This is a genomic window from Pseudomonas putida (assembly GCF_001976065.1).
Classification (GTDB): Bacteria; Pseudomonadota; Gammaproteobacteria; order Pseudomonadales; family Pseudomonadaceae; genus Aquipseudomonas; species Aquipseudomonas serbica.
Genome location: NZ_MNAH01000012.1, coordinates 59,006 through 78,304 on the forward strand (window position 1 = coordinate 59,006; position 19,299 = coordinate 78,304).

At 57.4% G+C, this 19,299-nt stretch carries 17 protein-coding genes and 1 tRNA gene; 5 read left to right on the top strand and 13 right to left on the bottom strand.

Going from position 1 to position 19,299, the window contains the following annotated elements; all coding sequences use genetic code 11:
* Nucleotides 1–40: 40 nt before the first annotated feature.
* The 4 genes from BKX96_RS29155 to BKX96_RS29170 all read left to right on the top strand — a co-directional run bounded on the left by BKX96_RS29155 (nt 41) and on the right by BKX96_RS29170 (nt 3,103).
* A complete protein-coding gene (locus BKX96_RS29155; RefSeq protein ID WP_046815302.1) occupies nt 41–736 on the top strand; it encodes an ABC transporter permease in 696 nt (231 codons plus the stop codon).
* Complete coding sequence (locus tag BKX96_RS29160) at nt 733–1,422, top strand: ABC transporter permease (protein ID WP_046815303.1); 690 nt, start codon at nt 733–735, stop codon at nt 1,420–1,422. Before BKX96_RS29155 ends, BKX96_RS29160 begins: the two co-directional genes overlap by 4 nt.
* Nucleotides 1,403–2,632 carry a methyltransferase gene (locus BKX96_RS29165; protein WP_077186154.1) on the top strand — a complete coding sequence of 410 codons (1,230 nt, stop codon included), beginning with the start codon at nt 1,403–1,405 and terminating at the stop codon, nt 2,630–2,632. The genes BKX96_RS29160 and BKX96_RS29165 overlap by 20 nt, the downstream gene beginning before the upstream one ends.
* A 395-nt stretch (nt 2,633–3,027) precedes the next feature.
* Nucleotides 3,028–3,103: transfer RNA gene (locus tag BKX96_RS29170), tRNA-Thr, on the top strand.
* Nucleotides 3,104–3,166: 63 nt separating this feature from the next.
* Here the strand turns inward: BKX96_RS29170 and BKX96_RS29175 are convergent.
* From BKX96_RS29175 to BKX96_RS29195, 5 genes are all read right to left on the bottom strand, one after another.
* Nucleotides 3,167–3,934, bottom strand: a complete 768-nt coding sequence (locus BKX96_RS29175) for an amino acid ABC transporter ATP-binding protein (protein WP_046815305.1) — start codon at nt 3,932–3,934, stop codon at nt 3,167–3,169.
* On the bottom strand, nt 3,931–4,590 hold the full coding sequence (locus BKX96_RS29180; RefSeq protein WP_033040002.1) for an amino acid ABC transporter permease: 660 nt from the start codon (nt 4,588–4,590) through the stop codon (nt 3,931–3,933). The genes BKX96_RS29175 and BKX96_RS29180 overlap by 4 nt, the downstream gene beginning before the upstream one ends.
* Before the next feature lie 10 nt (nt 4,591–4,600).
* Nucleotides 4,601–5,248 carry an amino acid ABC transporter permease gene (locus tag BKX96_RS29185; RefSeq protein WP_033040004.1) on the bottom strand — a complete coding sequence of 216 codons (648 nt, stop codon included), beginning with the start codon at nt 5,246–5,248 and terminating at the stop codon, nt 4,601–4,603.
* Between the two features lie 63 nt (nt 5,249–5,311).
* Nucleotides 5,312–6,100, bottom strand: coding sequence for an ABC transporter substrate-binding protein (locus tag BKX96_RS29190; protein WP_046815306.1), 789 nt, complete (start codon nt 6,098–6,100; stop codon nt 5,312–5,314).
* Between the two features lie 211 nt (nt 6,101–6,311).
* Nucleotides 6,312–9,359 carry an aminotransferase class III-fold pyridoxal phosphate-dependent enzyme gene (locus tag BKX96_RS29195; RefSeq protein ID WP_046815307.1) on the bottom strand — a complete coding sequence of 1,016 codons (3,048 nt, stop codon included), beginning with the start codon at nt 9,357–9,359 and terminating at the stop codon, nt 6,312–6,314.
* Nucleotides 9,360–9,498: 139 nt separating this feature from the next.
* On the opposite strand from BKX96_RS29195, the gene BKX96_RS29200 reads away from it, so the two are divergent.
* The gene (locus tag BKX96_RS29200) at nt 9,499–9,939 is read left to right on the top strand and encodes an Lrp/AsnC family transcriptional regulator (protein WP_033040011.1); all 441 of its coding nucleotides are present in this window, start codon (nt 9,499–9,501) and stop codon (nt 9,937–9,939) included.
* Nucleotides 9,940–10,052: 113 nt separating this feature from the next.
* Here the strand turns inward: BKX96_RS29200 and BKX96_RS29205 are convergent, their stop codons facing one another.
* The 8 genes from BKX96_RS29205 to BKX96_RS29240 form a co-directional block, all read right to left on the bottom strand.
* A complete protein-coding gene (locus tag BKX96_RS29205; protein WP_046815308.1) occupies nt 10,053–10,763 on the bottom strand; it encodes an SDR family NAD(P)-dependent oxidoreductase in 711 nt (236 codons plus the stop codon).
* A 42-nt stretch (nt 10,764–10,805) separates the two neighbouring features.
* A complete protein-coding gene (locus BKX96_RS29210) occupies nt 10,806–11,462 on the bottom strand; it encodes a DsbA family oxidoreductase (RefSeq protein WP_046815309.1) in 657 nt (218 codons plus the stop codon).
* A complete protein-coding gene (locus tag BKX96_RS29215) occupies nt 11,459–11,677 on the bottom strand; it encodes a tautomerase family protein (RefSeq protein ID WP_046815310.1) in 219 nt (72 codons plus the stop codon). Before BKX96_RS29215 ends, BKX96_RS29210 begins: the two co-directional genes overlap by 4 nt.
* 299 nt (nt 11,678–11,976) lie before the next feature.
* Nucleotides 11,977–13,263, bottom strand: coding sequence for an OprD family porin (locus tag BKX96_RS29220; RefSeq protein WP_046815311.1), 1,287 nt, complete (start codon nt 13,261–13,263; stop codon nt 11,977–11,979).
* A gap of 371 nt (nt 13,264–13,634) precedes the next feature.
* Nucleotides 13,635–13,847, bottom strand: a complete 213-nt coding sequence (locus BKX96_RS29225; RefSeq protein WP_046815312.1) for a hypothetical protein — start codon at nt 13,845–13,847, stop codon at nt 13,635–13,637.
* Between the two features lie 244 nt (nt 13,848–14,091).
* Nucleotides 14,092–15,198, bottom strand: a complete 1,107-nt coding sequence (aguA, locus tag BKX96_RS29230) for an agmatine deiminase (RefSeq protein ID WP_077186155.1) — start codon at nt 15,196–15,198, stop codon at nt 14,092–14,094.
* Nucleotides 15,199–15,203: 5 nt separating this feature from the next.
* Nucleotides 15,204–16,082 carry an N-carbamoylputrescine amidase gene (aguB, locus tag BKX96_RS29235; RefSeq protein ID WP_046815314.1) on the bottom strand — a complete coding sequence of 293 codons (879 nt, stop codon included), beginning with the start codon at nt 16,080–16,082 and terminating at the stop codon, nt 15,204–15,206.
* A gap of 267 nt (nt 16,083–16,349) precedes the next feature.
* Complete coding sequence (locus BKX96_RS29240) at nt 16,350–19,262, bottom strand: aminotransferase (RefSeq protein WP_077186156.1); 2,913 nt, start codon at nt 19,260–19,262, stop codon at nt 16,350–16,352.
* Between the last annotated feature and the right edge of the window lie 37 nt (nt 19,263–19,299).

Below are 19,299 nucleotides of genomic sequence, written 5' to 3' on the forward strand. Positions count from 1 at the left end.
CGGTTCACGGTATTGCCTGCCGCAATTTGAAAAGAAACCCATGATTATCGACCTCTACGGATTCGGCCCGGCGCTCGCCGCTGGCGCGCTGATGACTGTGAAACTGGCACTCTCGGCCTTGTGCCTGGGGCTGGTGCTCGGTCTGCTGGGCGCCTTGGCCAAGACTTCCCCGTACAAGCCGCTGCAATGGCTTGGCGGTACATACTCGACACTGGTGCGCGGCATCCCGGAATTGCTCTGGGTGTTGTTGATCTACTTCGGCACGGTCAACTTGATGCGCGCCCTGGGCGAGTTTTTCGGTAACCCGGACCTTGAACTCAATGCCTTCGCCGCCGGCGTGATCGCACTGGGCCTGTGCTTTGGCGCCTACGCCACGGAAGTGTTTCGTGGCGCGATCCTCGCGATCCCCAAAGGCCATCGAGAAGCCGGCGTGGCGCTGGGCCTGTCGAAATTTCGCATCTTCACCAAGTTGATCATGCCGCAGATGTGGCGCATCGCCCTGCCGGGCCTGGGCAACCTGTTCATGATCCTGATGAAGGACACCGCACTGGTCTCGGTGATCGGCCTGGAAGAAATCATGCGTCACGCGCAAATCGGCGTGACCGTGTCCAAACAGCCGTTCACCTTCTATATGGTCGCTGCGTTCATGTACCTGAGCCTTACCATCCTGGCCATGACCGGCATGCACTTCCTGGAAAAACGCGCCGCTCGCGGCTTCGCGAGGAGCACCCAATGAACTGGGAAGTCATCATCAAGTGGCTGCCGAAACTGGCCCAGGGCGCAACCCTGACTCTGGAGCTAGTCGCCATTGCCGTCATCGCCGGCCTGCTGCTGGCGATTCCATTGGGTATCGCGCGCTCGTCACGGCTGTGGTGGGTGCGGGCGTTTCCCTACGGCTACATCTTCTTTTTCCGTGGTACGCCATTGCTGGTGCAGCTGTTCCTGGTCTATTACGGGCTGGCGCAGTTCGACGTGGTCCGTAACAGCTCCATGTGGCCTTACCTGCGCGATCCGTTCTGGTGCGCAACGGCGACCATGACCCTGCACACCGCCGCCTACATCGCAGAAATCCTGCGCGGCGCCATCCAGGCAATTCCACCGGGTGAAATCGAAGCGGCACGGGCGCTGGGCATGTCCAAAACCAAGGCGCTGATCTACATCATGCTGCCCCGTGCCGCGCGTATCGGCCTGCCGGCCTACAGCAACGAAGTGATCCTGATGCTCAAGGCCAGCGCCCTGGCCAGCACCGTGACCCTGCTGGAATTGACCGGCATGGCCCGCACCATCATCGCCCGGACCTACTTGCCGGTGGAGATCTTCTTCGCCGCCGGCATGTTCTATCTGCTGATGGCTTACGTGCTGGTACGCGGCTTCAAGCTGCTGGAGCGCTGGTTGCGCGTCGATGCCTGCCAAGGGCGTTGATCCCCAGGTGCTGACGGGCGAGGAACTGCTCGCCCGCTTCACCGCGCTGGACACTTTTCTGACAGTGCATCAAGCGCTGTGGAAACCACGGCCGTTCACCCATCTGCAGCTGCCCTGGGAAACCTCCTGCCCCGAACTGGCCGCCTGGTTACGCGGGCGGTCGCTGGAAGAGGCGGAAAGCGCTCACAACCACCCTGCCCTTGTGGATGCGCCGCAGCCATTTGCTTCGTTGGCGGCCATGTCCCTGGCGTTGAGTGCGCTGGACGAAGTGCCTGCCCATGCGCTGAAAGCGCCAGCCCATCGACTGAATGTGGATGTACCGGGGCGCAAGTGGCAGCAAATCGAAGCTTTTGCCAGCCGACTGCAATTTGCCGATGCCTCCAGGCACTGGCTGGACTGGTGCTCGGGCAAAGGACACCTGGGTCGACGCCTGCTGCAAACCGGTCAACAACTGACCTGCCTGGAATACGATCCCGCGCTGGTTGCCAGTGGCCAGGCCCTCAGCCAGCGCCATCGACTGAACGCACTACATGTCGAACAGGACGTCCTGGCGGCCGATGCCGCAGCGCTGCTGGAAGCTCAGCACACTCCCGTGGCCCTGCATGCCTGCGGCGATTTACATGTGCGACTGATCCAACTCGCCAGCGCAGTCGGCTGCAAGCAACTCGCCATTGCCCCTTGCTGTTACAACCGAATCAGCCTGACCCCGTACTCGCCGATGTCCGCCGCCGCCCAACGCTCTGACCTGCAGCTGTCCCTGGATGACCTGGGCCTGCCGATGAGTGAAACCGTCACCGCCGGCGCACGCGTGCGACGCCAACGCGACACATCGATGGCCCGCCGCCTGGGCTTCGACCTGCTGCAAAGACAATTGCGCGGCGTCGACGAATACCTGCCGACCCCATCCCTGCCCAGCGCCTGGCTGGAAAAACCCTTTGCCGATTACTGCCAGCACCTGGCCGATCTCAAGGAGTTATCCACAATCGGCACCGAGAATTGGCCCGCACTCGAAGCCGCCGGTTGGCAGCGCCTGGCGCAGGTGCGCAATCTAGAGCTTCTGCGCGGGCTTTTCCGACGCCCGCTGGAGTTATGGCTGGTGCTGGATCGAGCCTTATTCCTGCAAGAAAAGGGTTACACCGTTCGCCTGGGCACCTTCTGCGAAACCTCGCTCACACCGCGCAACATCCTGCTGCTGGCCGAACGCTCCTAACACAGCAAAGCCTGTGGATAACTCTGTTGATGAAATATTCATGGATCCAATCTTTACAGCTGCTTCAGCCCTGAAACAACGCTGATCAAAATTCGTACACTGAATAAAAAACCCGAAAAACAGGCATTTGCGAACTAATGAGAACGGATCCACAAAAACACTGTAAACCGGGTGAATCGAAAATCGCGTTGTGCATAAGCATTCGAGCAAAAGACATAACCGAGTGACGAAGGGACAACAACACACGCATGAAGCAGCGGTTCTGCCACCTCGTTTTGCACCACGCAATGACGCTCGGCAAGCATTGGAAACACTCGATCAAGCCCCAGTCAAAAATAGTCTGAATTCAGGGGTTTACAGAACCTTCCCACTCGCTATAATCGTCGCCCTGACACGCCGGTATAGCTCAGATGGTAGAGCAACTGACTTGTAATCAGTAGGTCCCGGGTTCGATTCCTGGTGCCGGCACCATACAAAACAAAGGCTCGCAGCGATGCGGGCCTTTTGTTTATCTGCGATAAAGCAAAGCGCACCTCATCTATCGTGCAGATGCTTCTTCAAGAACGACCGGGTTCGTTCGTGGACTGGGTTCTGCAAGATCTCTGCTGGCGCCCCTTCCTCTACAACAACTCCACCGTCCATAAAGACAATCCGGTCTGCCACTTCGCCTGCAAAACGCATTTCATGGGTGACGATCAGCATTGTCATATGCTCGGCCGCGAGCTGCTTCATGACCTGATTGACCTCTTCGACGAGTTCAGGGTCCAGTGCCGATGTGGCCTCATCGAACAGCATGACTTTTGGCTGCATCGCCAGCGCCCTGGCGATGGCAACGCGCTGCTTCTGCCCCCCTGACAGTCGAGAAGGATACTCATCGAATTTGTTGGCTAGCCCAACTTTTGACAAATATTCCATTGCCAACTCACGAGCTTCTTTCTTCGAAAGCCCTTTAAGCTTGATCGGGCCAAGGGCTATATTTTCATACACGGTCAAATGCGGGAATAAATTGAAGTGCTGGAATACCATGCCCATCTGCTGGCGCACAGCGTTTATATGCTGTTCAAACGCACGACCTTTCAACGCCCGATTGACTTGCTCACCCTCTAGCCAGATCTCGCCATCGTTCAAAACTTCCAGGTGGTTGATTGACCGCAGGAGCGTACTTTTGCCAGAGCCACTGGGGCCTATGATAGCGATGATTTGCCCGCGAGTTACGCAGAGATCGATTCCCTTGAGTACTTCAAGTGCTCCGTAGGCCTTACGAGCGCCCTTCACCTCAACCATGAATTCATTTCTGGTCATCGTGACATCTCTACCTTACTTTCGAGAAGATGCAAGCCAGCCTCGAGAACAAGATTGGCTGCATAATAAATAACCGCGACCGTCAGATAAAACTCAAACGGGCTATAGGTCTCGCTTACTGCAAGTTGCGCGCTATATACCAATTCGGCAATTCCGATGATAGAAACCAGTGAAGTATCCTTGAGCAGGACAATCATGTTATTTCCAAGCGGCGCAATAGTCCTGCGCAGCGCTTGCGGCACGATGATGTAGCGCTGAGTCTGTCCACGACTGAAGCCTATGGACCGGGCACCTTCAATTTGACCAGGGTCTACTGACATCACACCAGCACGAATGACGTCGGCATTATAGACGGCGAAGTGCAGGCTAAGGCCTATGATGCCAGCCACCAGTGCAGGAATATCGATCCCCACTTGCACAAGGCCGTAATAGATCAAATACAACTGAAGCAGGAGTGGGGTCCCCATGAGCAGCCAGGTCATAAAGCGCACGGGTAGCGCCAGGATTTTAGGCGCATAAAGAACGATCAGTGCAAAGGCTACCCCGGCGATCAAGCTCAATACGCTTGAGCTTAGAAACATCACGACCGTCCACCAAAGGCCCGTCGCCAGTAATTCGGAATAGGGAGTAACGATACTAAGATCCAGGTTTTGCATCTGAATGCTCTCACCTTGCCGCGAAGCGATTATCGAGGTAGTCAACAATAAATCTAACCGAATAGACCATCACGATATAAAGCAATGCAGACACCATGAAAATCTCAAAAGGCTTGTACGTTGAACTGATAAAACGTTGCGCTGTATAGGACAGTTCAACAACGGAGATCGTCGACACCAACGCAGACCCTTTTATAAGCGCGACAGCATTTACGCCCAACGGCCTTATCATCAGTTTTGCCGCTTGTGGCAGCTTGATAAGCCATAAAGTTTGCCCGCGCCCAAAACCAATTGAACGTGCGGCTTCTTCCTGACCAGGATCAACGTTGATGATTGCGCCACGGATCGATTCCGCCATGTAGGCCGCGATGTTCAGGCCCAAGCCGATCACGCCGGCGGCAAACGGCTCCAATTCAAGTCCGACCTGCGGACCACCAAAGTAAATGATGAATAGCTGAACCAGACAGGGAGTGCCGCGAAAAACACTGATGTAGATTCTTGCGAGGCTGCGAAATATAAGAAAAGTGGACAAGCGCGCAGCAACCAACACGATAGCGACCAGGAAACCCAGCAGGAGTGCAAGTACCGAGATTTGCACCGTAATCCAGGACGCTTCCAGGAAAAACGGGAATGTACGCTGTATGAGTGTCAGATCCATGGAAACGCTCGGAAGAGGCCGATTGACTGGCCCGACGAAAAGTCGGGCCACGCTAAAGATGAATTAGCGGATATCGTTGCCAATCCACTTCATGGAGATCTTTTCGTAGGTGCCGTCGGCGAGCATTTCTTCAAGCGCCTTCTGCATCGTCGCCTTGAGCTCGGGATTATTTTTGCGCAGGGCAATACCCATGCCTTCAATGCCACCATCGCTCTCGGGCGGCGTAATGATGCGGACCTTCTGCCCGGTCTCCTTGACTGCGACCAACACCGGAACACTGTCCATCACCAGCGCGTCAATACGACCGGCATCCAGGTCAACGAGCATTTCCTGAAGCCCCTTATACGACCTCACTTTCAAGTTGCCGCGAGCCCTGGCCCATTTATCGTGGGCATCTCCGAGCGTAACGCCAACAGTGACATCTTTAAGATCATCAAAGCTTTTGATCGAAGAGTTGTCCTTCACCACGATCGTACGACCAGCATGGTAATAGGGCCCAACGAAATCCACGGCCCTCTGGCGTTCCGGGGTAATTGTCATAGACGCGATAATGGCGTCGTATTTTTTCGCAAGAAGACCCGCAATGATTCCGTCGAACGGGGTCGTGATGATCGTCACTTTTACCCCCATCCGCTCTGCCAGTGCCTCGCTGATGGAGGCGTCGAATCCGACAACCTTGTTGTTCTCGTTAACAAAGCTGAAAGGAACGTATTGGCCGCTCATCGCGATACGAATCTCTTGGGCATCCTTAATCGACTTCAAATCATCAGCGTGAACAGCGGAGGTGAAAACCAGTGCCCCAGCCAACACGGTGGAAGTGACAATAAAGTCCTTGAGCTTTTTAATTAGCATTGGATTGCACCTCGGAAGAATTATTATTTATTTTTTTAGGGCTCTTCACCCAGCCTTCAGGAAAAGCTTTGCACAGGCAATTCTGGAAAGCACCCAGCAAGGTGCCAGCTTGCCTGACACATTGCCGGAGTTGACCGACACTATGCCGGGAAGACAGCGTGCGACGAGACTGAGCAAGTGACCGTGGTCGCACGCTATCGACCTAAACGACTTACTGGAGTGCGGTCTTGAAGCTTTCGTCCAGGACTTCAAGCAGAAAGTCTGCATTCTTCTGACTGAAAATCATCGACGGACGCATTTTCAGGACATTGTCATAGGGGCCTTCAGTACCGATCAAAACACCTCGTTCCCTGGCACCGTCGGCTACTTTTTTGGCCAGCGCAGTGGCTGGAGTTTTCGTATTGCGATCGGTGACAAGTTCTATCCCCAGAAAAAGACCCAGCCCGCGCACATCGCCAATTGCATCGTATCGCTGCTGCAATTTTCGGAAGCCGTCGAGCAGATAGTTACCCATGGTTAGTGCGTTAAGTTTCAAGTTATCGCGCTCAATTACATCGAGCACAGAAAGCCCTACCGCACAGGAAACCGGACTGCCGGCAAAAGTATTGAAATACTCCATGCCATTATTGAAGCTGTCGGCAATCTCACGCGTGGTCACGACTGCGGACATGGGATGTCCGTTACCAATGGGTTTGCCCATGGAAACTGCATCGGGAACGACGCCTTGGGTTTCAAATGCCCACCAGTGGCTACCGACTCGACCAAAGCCGACCTGGACTTCGTCAGCCAGGCAAAGACCGCCCTCTGCCCGAACCATTGCATAAACTTCTTTCAAGTAGTTTTGCGGGAAGAACAGTTGCCCGGCGACACTTGGAATGGACTCCGCCAAAAAGAAAGCTGGGGATCTGCCTTGCTTGCGCATGATCTCGATCTGATCCGCCACACTTTCAGCGAATCGCTTGCCAAGTTCCTCGAACGGCCAGTCTTGCGCAGCTCGGTAAGCATCCGGGACAGCCGCCTCGAACACATGGTCTGCACGCCCTTTACCGGCCTTGCGCTTATATTTGTAAGGGCTGAGGTCGATCAGCTCCTGTGTCGTGCCGTGGTACGCCCAATCCAGCACAATGGCGTCGTTACGCCCCGTGTGATTGCGCGCCATACGAAGCATCAGGCTGTTTGCTTCACTGCCTGAACAGCCGAAGGAAGCGACCGCCAAACCTTCAGGTAACGTAGCGGTGAGCCGCTCTGCGTACTCCACGATATTATCGTGCAGGTATCGCGTGTTGGTGTTCAGGCGCGCAGCCTGCCGTGAAAGCGCTTGCACCACATCTGGATGAGAGTGGCCGAGATGGCACACGTTATTGAAGCAATCCAGATACGCTCTTCCAAAGTTGTCGATCAACCAAACCCCGTCACCGCGAACGAACTTGATCGGATCTGAATAGGAAATCGACAAGTTTGGAAGCAACAGTTCCTTACGCTTGGCAACGATCTCTGCCTTGGTGCGGCCTTCCTGGCTGTAGGTTTCCGGAGGAATCCCCGCGAGAGTCGATGCATCGGGAAAAAGGTCGGCCCATACATCTAGATAAGCCCGCTCACCTACGCCAATGAACTCGCTGGCTTTCAATCCGGTGTCGGTGGACATCTGAAAATGCACATGGGGAATCCACCCACCGTTTTCCGCATCTGCGCCCATGTATCCGACAAGCGCGCCAGGCTCAAGGTGGTCGCCGGGTTTGAGACGCGCCAGCGCTTCATGAGCCATGTGCCCCCAAAGTGTCAGGAAGGGTGGGCAACCTTCTGGTGAGTGCTTGAGCATGATCAAGCCACCATAGCCAAGCGGCTCGCGCTCGACCTCGACGCTCTGCACCACACCCGCAACAGGTGTATAGAGAGGCGTGCCGGCGGGCATAATCAAATCGACACCGACGTGAATGATCCGACGCTGCCCTTCAATGAAACGCGATTCGAATGCCGCGTCGGTGTAGATGGTTCTTTCCTCGCCCCATGGTCCAATGCCAAGCGGCACCTTGTGCGCGGTGGAAAACTCATTCCACCACCGGGTTGCCTGGGCTGGACGCTGCTCGGCTGAGGCAATCGTCATCACGTGCGAAGCATCGCCGAATGGAGCAATCGCCTTGTTCATGGTGGCAGCCGATGGACGCACGATATCCGCGAAAGACTTGCTGTTTTCCGCCACCCAGCGGCGAACCGCGCCAGCGCCTTCGATCGCGTCAAAACCACAGGCTTTGCGCAAGATTGCCGTCGCCAGTCGAGGGTTCATGCGATCCATCCTCTCCAGGAGGCGCCAGGCCGGCGCTTCGCTGATGGCAAGGTAGGGATTGTCTTGCGCCTGGCCGTATCGCGATGCCGACAACGTGACGCTCGTGACCAGGCGCATCGCTATGAGATTGAAGAGGACGTCGACCTCCTCCGGATGCAGAGGGTATTTCTCATGGAAACCGGCCGTGAGGGCGGCGGCCGCGCCGATTGGATCTTCCATGTCGAGAATGGAATAAGCACAGGTGATGGCAACTTCGGCAATCAGGATCGTATGGACCGCATCCCCGAAATCGATGATGCCTGAGACTTTCTGATGGTTCCCGGAGTCGACGAGGATGTTCCAGTCATTGCCATCATTGTGAATAACTTGAGTGCGCAAACGCGCGAGCTTGGGCTGAACCGTTTTTTCGAACGTATCAATGAACCGTTGCAGAATTGCTCTTTTGCCAGCGTCTTTCACGAAATGCAGGCGTGAGCGCGAACGTGCGGCGTGACGCAAATCCCAGTCGAGATCACGTACCGCGCCCGCGTGCATGAAACCCTGAAGTGCACGATCCACATCACCGAAAGACTGACCGAGGCTACGCATCAATTCGAACGTACGCTCGACCTCGGCAAGCGGCGTTCCGTGCAACCAGCTGACCAGGCGAACCGCATGGGTTTCGCCAGAAGCTGCCACCGCCGAGGCGAGAAAATCACCCTCGCGGCTTTTCTTGAGAAAGGGCACGGCAAGCTCGGGGCTGTTACTGGCAAGGTGACTGAGAATGGCCGTCTGAAACTCGCTTTCAATTCGCGGTTCCGTCGAGTTGACAACTTTCAGGATCCACCCCGCATCGGTTCCTGTCTTCAACCGATAGTTGCGGTCTCGTTCGCCGTCCAGTGGCGTGGCCGTACCGATAACGTTGAAAAGCTGTTCACCGAGCTTTTCGGCATCCCCCGTCGAGAACTGGGGGGCGGGATGAGAAAGATTAGTCATGGTAATTGTTTTCCAAGCCATTTTTTTCAGATAGCTTGGCACGCGAAGCCTTGGACGGCAGTAGGTATGCGGTCGACTTTGGCCTGCATATTGTCGGAATCGACCGGCACAAATCCGGTAGCAAATATAGGGAGTTCTGATGCGCGACCTGGACACGAAAGATCGCGAAATACTCGAAATCCTGTCCAGAGAGGCTCGCATTGCCCTGAAGGCCCTGGCCGCGAGAATCGGACTTTCAAGAAGCGCCACCAGCGAGCGCGTCATCAACCTTGAGCGCAATGGTGTGATCCGAGGCTACCGGGCTGATATCGGCGAAATCGATGCCAATGTGATTCGCGCGATCCTTCTCGTTAGCCTCAAGCGCACGCCCGCAATCAGCCTGCTGGACCTGCTCGCCCAAAACTCGCAGGTACGGCGCGTCTCTTCGGTCAGTGGCCAGCTTGATCTGGTCATCGAGATCGAATCGCGAACCATCGATGATCTGAATCGGGTCAGAGATGCAGTAGCCAGCCACGAAACCGTTGAAGACATCACCACTGCTGTCGTGCTTCGACGCGATATTGATCGGCAGACTTCCTGATTCGTACTGGTTCGAAGTCGTGAAAGAAACTGCATCCTGATACTGTCCGAAAAACAAAGCCCTCGTAGCAGTACGAGGGCTTAGTTGTTTCTGTTGCCAAGAAAAGCCAGGTCTCAATGACCCGCGCTCTGCCCACCATCAACGTGGAGGATTTCGCCAGTGACGAACTTGGCGCCGTCCAGGTACACGACCGCGTTGGCGATGTCATCGATCTCGCCCATGTGCCCGACCGGGTGCAGTGCGCCCAGGGCGGCGTGGGTTTCTTCGCCGTGCATTGGGGTCTTGATGATGCCGGGCGATACTGCGTTCACCCGAATGCCGCGCTTGGCGTATTCGATGGCCAGGGAACGGGTTGCCGCGTTCAGGCCACCTTTGGTCAGTGAGGCCAGCACCGACGGCACGCCGTCGATGGCGTGGTCGACCAAGCTGGTGGTGATGTTGACAACGTGACCGCTGCCCTGTTTTTCCATCTCGGCGATGGCCAGTTGGGTGATGTAGAAGAAGCCGTTGACGTTCACCGACAACACATTGGCATAGTCTTCAGCGGTGTACGCAGTGAAGGGCTTGGCGATGAAGATCCCGGCGTTGTTGATCAGGGTATCGACTCGGCCGAAACGGGCGATGGCTTCACGAATCACGCGCTGTGCAGTCTCTGGCTCGCCGATGTCGCCGGCCACGGTGAGGATGTCCGGATCGGTGGATGGCTTGATCGAGCGGGAGGTTGCGACGATCTGGTAACCGAGCTCGCGGAAGGCCTTGACCATGCCGTCGCCGAGACCTTGGGATGCGCCAGTGATGACAACGACTTTTTTCGAATTGCTCATGATGAACCTCACAGATAAATGATGATTTGAAAAAATTTGCGATCAGGCTTCGGCCGAGGCTTGTGCCATCTGTCTCAACATCTGTTCGTAGTACTCGACCGACTGGGAGCCGGACACCAGGTGACGACCGTTGAGTACCAGGGCCGGGACCGAATTGATGCCGTGCTGTCGGTAAAACTCTTCCAGTTCACGCACCTCTTCGGCAAAGGCACCCGACGCCAGCACCTTGCGTGCACGGGCCTCGTCCAACCCGGCTTCACCCGCCAGCCGCACCAGCGTCTGCTGATCACTCGGGTTCTGGCCTTCGCTGAAGTAAGCGCGAAGCAGGATCTTCTTCAACGCCACCTGGCGTCCTTCTTCCAGCGCCCAGAGCAACAAACGGTGAGCGTCGAAGGTGTTGTAGAAGTGCGTGCGCTTTTCCAGATCGAACTTGAAGCCGATGGCCTCGCCGCGAGCGATCTGCATCGCCTTGCCAGAGGCGACGTCCTCGGCGGTGCGTCCGTATTTGCGCATCAAGTGCTCGACGGCTTTTTCGCCTTCGGCCGGCATGTCCGGGTTCAGCTCGAAAGGCTTGTAGGTCAGCTCGACCGCCACCTCACCCGCCACGTTCTCGATCGCCTGCTCCAGCGCCGTCGCCCCCAGTGCGCACCATGGGCACACCACATCGGAGACGAAATCGATGGTCACCGGCGCCGTCATGACTTCCCCTCTTCCGCCAGTTGCTTGCGGTACTGGGTGGTGGTGATGCCGGCGTAACCCCAGTTATCGGTGTCGACTTCCTCGATCACGATGTGGGTCAGCTCAGGGCTTTTATTGAGGACGCGTTCCAGTGTTTCAGTGATCTCGGCAATCACTTGAGCTTTCTGCTCAGTGGTAACGCCATCGCGGGTGATGCGTACGCTTACAAAAGGCATGAGGGAAACTCCAGTGACCTTCCCGTCGGAATGATGGGAGAGGCGTTGGAGCTCAATGTAGGGAGTTCGCGGGAGGGGATAAAGGTGGGGACGGGAACATCATTAGTTACGTGAGGTAATTAATCAAATGAATCCAGGGAGCTGCTGAACATGTCGCCGCGCACGACACGTTCCCGAGACGTGTTCTCGAAATCGCGTTATGACGACACGAGCCACCAAGCACGTACAAAAAAGCCCCGAACCAGTCGGGGCTTCTTCTTTCTCAGCCTTGAATCAGGCCTCGATACCGCAAGCCGTCATCAGAAAACGTTGATCGGGTAATCCACGAACACGCGCACTTCGTTACCGCTGACGTTGTACTCGCTCGACTTCTGCGACACGCGCAGGACCGAGCTGCGCAGCTTGATGCTCAGGTCTTTGGCCGGGCCGCTTTGTACGACGTATTTGAACTGGTTGAAGATCTCGCGCTCGGTGCCGCCTTCGCTGGTGGAGGTGGTGATGTTGTCACCGCGTACGTAGGCGAAGTTGTAGCTCAGGCCCGGGACGCCGAAGGTGCTGAAATCCAGGCCGTAGCCCAGTTGCCAGCTGCGTTCGTCTTCGGCGTTGAAGTCGGACCAGTAGGAGTTGGCCAGGTAGATGGTGTTGCCACCGTCACCGACGCGGTTTTGATCTTTCTGGTAGCCGCCGTAGGCGTAGCCCAGGTTGCTGTCGCCAGTGCTGCGTTGGTGCGCGAGGGTGAACGAGTGCGCGCCGGTGGCGAAGGTGGCTGCCAGGCTCCAGATCTTGTTGTCGTCGCCGGTAATGCCGTTATCACGGACGTAGGAGTCGTCCAGTTTGGTACGGTAGCCGTTGAAGTCCAGGGTCAGGGACTGATCCTTGTCGAACGGGAACACGTAGTTGGCGTTGACGTATTGCTTCTTCAACACGTCTTCAACGTCCGACGCGTATAGCGCGGCCTTGAACTGTTCGGTGAACTGGTAGCTACCGCCCAACACGTTGATCGACTTCAGGCCACCGCTGTCCCGGCCTTCGGCGCTTTTACGCGATTCGGCGGTGAAGCGACCGGCGTTCAATTCCAGACCCTTGATTTCCTTGGAGGTGATCAGGGTACCGGTGTAGCTTTCCGGCAGCAGACGACCGTTGTCGTAGCTCAATACCGGCAGGGCCGGCATTTGGTCGCCGTAGGTCAGCGTTGTGCTGGACAAGCGGAATTTTACGGCCGCGCCACCTTTGGCCAGGTCGTCAGCCGGTTCGCCGCTGGCTCCCTTTTTGAAAAAATCGATGCCTTGGGCGCCGCTGCGGTCTTCGTTGCGCTCCAGATTGAGCGCGTACAGCCCAAAGGCATCCACACCCACACCGATGGTGCCCTGGGTAAAGCCGGACGAGAATGTACCGATGGCCGCTTGGCCCCACTCGGATTTATCCGGGTTGCCGTCTTTGTAGTCACGGTTCATGTAGGCATTGCGCAGCAGCACTTTGAGGCTGCTGTCTTCAACGAAACCCTTGGATTCGGCCTGGTCGTTAGCCATGGCCTGTGTAGCGCTCAAAATCCCCAGAGCGATAAGGCTGATTCGCTTATTCAACATGTTGTTTTCCTTATTACGGGTTGAAACGCGCTGTGTCGAACGGCCGAAACGGCGCTATCGCGCTCTTTTTTCATCCCGCAAACAAAAAAGCCCGCCCACGATCACTCGCGGCGGGCCTTTTAATTATTTTTCGGTCATGGCGGTCTGCCACAGGCGTTGGGCCGGATCGTAGCCGCGGCCCTAACGATGTGTCAATTTCATGAATCGTCTATAACCAGGCGAAATTCGTCTAAGAAACGAATTTACCTGGCAGAAAATTCAATTGGCGTACAGCCAGGTCGTCATCGAATAACGCGAAAAATCCCTTATCCATAAAAAAAGCGCTGTCATCCCGGCAGCGCTTTTCTTTGATCAATCCGTTGTTTTTCTTCTTATCCTTCCATCACATCCCACAACGCATCCAGCTCCGCTTCGCTGAACAAGCCAGCGGGGTAGCGCTCGATCATCGTCCGGCGCGGATCGCTTTCGGCGATCTGACGCGTTCCATTGGACTTGAACCAGTGCGCCAGGATCTGCAGCGATTCGCTGTTTACCGCCAGGGGATGCAAAGCCCGCTCGCTTGCTACATTCACTTCGGCGTTCATTTCCACGCTCTCTCCTGGTTTTTGAGCGGCCTAACTTATCCAAGGTTTATGACAGAACAACTAAGTCCTCCCCTCCCGGCATTACCCCATCCCAGATACAAGAGCTATGCCAAGGTATGCGCGCTGTCGACCAGCGGATACAAAAAAGCCCGCAGTCCTGAAGGGCTGCGGGCCTTGCACAAAGTTGCAGACGAAAACGTTTGCCTGTCTGATTTCGCCACTACTCAAGCTGTTACAACTGCACTCACTCTTTGTGCGGCGCTGGCTGTTGTTGGGTAAGGCAGTGAATGTTGCCACCTCCCAGTAACAGTTCGCGGCCAGGCACCATGACCACTTCGTGCTGTGGGAACAGTGTCTGCAAAATCTCTTTTGCCGGACCATCCAGCGGGTCATCGAAACTTGGGGCAATGATGCCGCCGTTGACGATCAGGAAATTCACGTAAGAACCGGCCAGACGGACAGTCGGGTTACGCTCCTGGGTTCCGTCAACCGGATCAACCCCCGCGCATTCTTCCTCAGTCGCATACAGCGGCCCCGGAATCGGCATCTTGTGCACCGTGAACGGGCGCCCCTTGGCGTCGGTGCTGTTTTGCAGCACTTTCATGGCCGCCTGACAGCGCGAGTAGTTCGGATCCTGTGGATCGTCGGTCCAGGCCAGCAGGACTTCACCCGGACGCACGTAGCAGCAGAAGTTATCCACATGGCCGTCGGTTTCATCGTTGAACAAGCCGTCCGGCAACCAGATGATCTTATCCACAGCCAGATGCGCGCTGAGCACCGCTTCGATTTCCGCGCGGTTCATGTGCGGGTTGCGATTGCGGTTGAGCAGGCATTCTTCAGTGGTGATCAGCGTGCCTTCGCCATCGACATGGATCGAACCGCCTTCGAGCACGAAGCCTTGGGTACGATAGCGCGGGCTGCGCTCGATCTCGAGGATCTTGCCGCCCACCTGCGAGTCGCGGTTCCACGGCGAATACAAGCCACCGTCAAACCCGCCCCACGCGTTGAAGTCCCAGTTCACGCCCCGGACTTCACCATTGTTGTTGATGACGAATGTCGGACCGGTGTCCCGGACCCAGGCGTCGTCGCTGGACATCTCGACCACGCGGATATTCGGTACGTCCAGGCGGGCACGGGCGTTTTCGTATTGGCCGGCGGACACCGCCACGGTGACCGGCTCAAAACGGGCAATGGCCTTGGCCACCGCTACGTGCGCGGCTTGCGCAGGCTTGCCACCCAGGCGCCAGTTGTCGGGGCGTTCGGGCCAGATCATCCAGGTCTGGGTTTGGGGTGCCCACTCGGCTGGCATGTAGAAGCCGTCTGCGCGAGGGGTGCTGCTCAAAGTGGTCATGTCGATCAGGACTCCAGGGAACCGTCGAGGGTTTTCAGCGCGCTGTACAGGTTCGGACGACGGTCACGGAACGAGCCCCACGCGCTACGGATATGTTCCAGTTGGTCGAGGTCGAAGGTGTGAACCAGGATGCCTTCTTCGGTTTCGTTGAGCTCCTGCACCTTCTCGCCGAACTGGTTGGCGATGAACGACGAACCATAGAACGTAATGTCGTAGCCGTCTTGTTCCTCGTTGCCGATGCGGTTACTGGCGATCAGCGGCATCAGGTTAGCGCCGGCGTGGCCCTGTTGCACGCGTTGCCAGTGATCGCGGGACGAAATGGTCTTGTCGTGCGGCTCGCTGCCGATGGCGGTCGGGTAGAACAGGATCTCCGCGCCTTGCAGCGCCATGCTGCGCGCGGCCTCAGGAAACCATTGGTCCCAGCAGATGCCCACGCCGATTTTCGCGTAACGGGTGTTCCACACCTTGAAGCCGGTATCGCCCGGGTTGAAGTAGTACTTCTCGTGGTAGCCAGGGCCATCCGGAATGTGGCTTTTACGATAAATCCCGAGGTTGCTGCCGTCGGCATCGATGATCGCGATGCTGTTGAAACGCGCGCGGCCCGCCAGTTCGTAAAAGCTGATCGGCAGCACGACTTGCAGTTCCCTGGCGACTTTCTGGAAGTGCTTGATGGCAACGTTGTCTTCCACCGTCGTCGCCAATTGCAGGTAATCCGGATTCGGTTTCTGGCAGAAGTACGGCGCTTCGAACAGTTCCTGGATCAGGATGATCTGCGCACCCTTGGCGGCGGCTTCGCGGACCAGCCTTTCTGCAACCTCGATATTGCCTTCAAGGTCCCAGGAACAGGCCATCTGGGTGGCGGCGACGGTAACGTTACGGCTCATGAATCATCTCCGGGCAAGTGCGTGACGGTCGGGCATGGTTCATCCACGCCCTGGCATTGGCGACTTTATAGCCGATAAATATCGGCTTTAGAAGCGACAGATATGCCACACGTCTAAAATTAATCACTTAAACCCGATAACAATCGAATTAACATCGCAATTCACATGTGGGAGCGGGCTTGCTCGCGAAGGCGGCGTGTCAGCCGGGATGAATACTGAATGACACACTGCATTCGCGAGCAAGCCCGCTCCCACAGGGGTAGGCGTTTACAGTCCCTCCGCGAGCACCTTCGAAAGCATGTCCACGAAGAAATCCACGCTCTGGCGCGAAGTGACCATCGGCGGCTTGATCTTCAGCACGTTGAGGAAATCGCCAGTCGGCTGCATGAAAATCCCCAGCTCGCGCAAGCGATCGCACAGCGCGGTGGTTTCCTCGGTGGCCGGCTCCAGGGTTTCACGGTTGCGGATCAACTCCACCCCCAGATAAAACCCGGAACCATGCACAGCGCCAACCAATGGATGAATATCGATCAGCGCTTCAAGGCGTTCCTTGAAGTACCCGCCGACCACCTGGGCGTTTTCCCAGAGTTTTTCCTCTTCCATCACATCCAGCACTGCCATGCCGACCTGGCAACTGACCGGACTGCCGCCGGCGGACGAGAAGAAATACCCCTCGGCCTCCAGCGCTTCGGCGATTTCCCGGCGGGTGATCACCGCGCCCAATGGTTGGCCGTTGCCCATGCCTTTGGCCATGGTGATGATGTCCGGTACCACGCCCTGCTCTTCGAAACCCCAGAAGAAATGGCCCATGCGCCCGTAACCCACCTGCACTTCGTCGGCGATGCACACGCCGCCCTGGGCGCGGACCATGGCATAGACCTGTTTCAAATAGCCGGGTGGCAGCGAGATACCACCGGCATTGCCGTACACCGGCTCGCAGATAAACCCGGCTAACTGGCGTTTTTGCTCGGCGATTTTTGCCAGGTTGTGTTCGACGCTGCGCACGTAGTCCGGCGCGCTGTCCGGGCCACGGAATTCGCCGCGATAGGTATTCGGTGCGGTCACCGGGTGCACCCAGTCCGGGCGGCTGCTCAGGGCCTTGGGGTTATCGGCGATCGACGTCGATACCGCATCCGCGCCGACCGTCCAGCCGTGATAGGCCTCCAGCACGCTGAGCATGTCGCGCCCGCCGCTGTAGGCCCATGCCAGGCGAATGGCCAGGTCGTTGGCCTCGCTGCCGCTGTTGACCAGGAACACGCGATCCATGCCCTCTGGTGACAATTTCAGCAAGCGCTCTGAGAACTCGGCCACCGCCGCGTAGTTGAACCGCGAGTTGGTGTTGAGCAACGACCACTGACGGCTGGCCACCGCCGCCATGCGCGGATGGCCGTGGCCGAGTACCGCAACGTTGTTGAGCATGTCGAGGTAAGAGCGACCCTGCATGTCGATCAGGTGGTTGCGCCAGCCACGCTCGATGCGCGGCGGGTCGACGTAATAGTGTTTTTGCGTGCGGGCGAAGCTGGCGTCCCGCCGGGCCAGCAAAGTCTGTGAGTCAAGTTCCGCTTCTGCATCGCACGCCAGGCCCAGCAGCGCCGCAGGTGACGGGCATAACGCTTGCCAGGCGGCGGCGCGCGAAGGGGTGCAGAACAGCGGCGCGCTGAACGAAGCACCTCGGCACAGTTGCACGATCAACGGTCCGCTGACCGAACCCAGCACCTGGCCTTTTACCAACGCCGCGCCACTATGCAGCGAGGGCGTGACACCCCACAACCGCACGCTCATTTGCGGGCCGTCCAGTTGCAGCACCCCAGGCATCGGCTGGTGCACCACCCCGGCAAACGGCGCTTCCACTGCCGTGCCATGGGGCACGCGCAACTCGACGTGCAGGGGACAGGTTTGCGGCTCACCGGCAGTGTCCGGGCGCGTGCGCGACAGTCGATATTGCCCATAACGGCTGGCCGCCAGGCCGTGGACGGCGGCGGCTTCGTCCAACAGGCGCTGATCGATGCCTTCCTGCTCCCAGTTACCGGCTTCGAAATGCGGGCTGAGCACGCCCAGGTCGATCAACGCGAACTCACGCCCCACCAGGCTCGGCAGCAGCGGTGCGAAGCCTTCGCCGCCAATGTCCGGCAGGCTGTGCCCGACGGCCGACAGAATGGCCGCTTCCATCAGCGCCAAGGGCACCGATGTGGCCACACGGAAGATCTCCCACTCGTGCACCAGGTTGTCACGGCTATAGGCGTTGCCCGGATCGATGCTGACCTGCTGTTCGCCACTGAGCACCAATACCGCCGCGCGGGCGACGATCAGCGGCCACAGCGCCAGCAGTTCTTCGTGTTGCAACGGATTGACTGCGTGATACGCCTGCACCGCTGGCAGAATGCAGAAGGGATCGCCTTCGCCGTGATGCAGCAACGCGGCACAGGTCACCGACAGATCGGTAATGCGCCAGGTGCGGATCAAGTCGCCGAAATCGATCACACCCTGCAATTGCCAGCGGCGTTGTGCGTCCCGCTGCCACACCACGTTGTCGTCGGTGATGTCCATGTGAATGGCTTGTACGGGCAATTTGTCTTGCAATGGCAACAAATGGCGCTCGGCCTGTTCGGACGCTTCAACGATCAGGCGGCGCTGGGTTTCATCCTTGATGACCGGCAACAGATGCGCAATCAACGCATGGGCGTGGCGCGCGTCCCACTGCAGGGTTCGCACCAACCCGGGATGGTCAAAATCCGTCAATGCCAGGTCCATTTCACCGCACAGGCGCCCGAAACCGGCCACCACGGTGGGATTGAAATATTCCAGGTGCGTCAGGGACTGGCCCTCGATGTAATCCAGCAGACGCACATGCACCGATTGGCCTGCGACCTCCAGGGACAACAGGTCGGCACCGTTTTTTGCCGCGATCACCCGCGGAACGTGGACGTCAGGATGCCCGGCCAGGTGCTTGAGCCCTGCATGCTGGGCTTGCAGTTCGAGCGCCGAATAATCGCCCCGGCAAATTTTCAGGACAAACCGCCCCTGATCGCTGTCGACACGAAAATTCAGGTCCTGCTGGCTGCCGAGGGGCTGTAATCTTGCGCTAAGCCCGTAATGCGTCTGCAACAGTTCAAGCGCTTGCTCGCAAGATACTTGCGGACTGGGCAAACTGGCGCGATGAATCAACGTGGCGAGCGGCATACAACGACCCCTGTAATTTTATTAGGCGCCTATATCG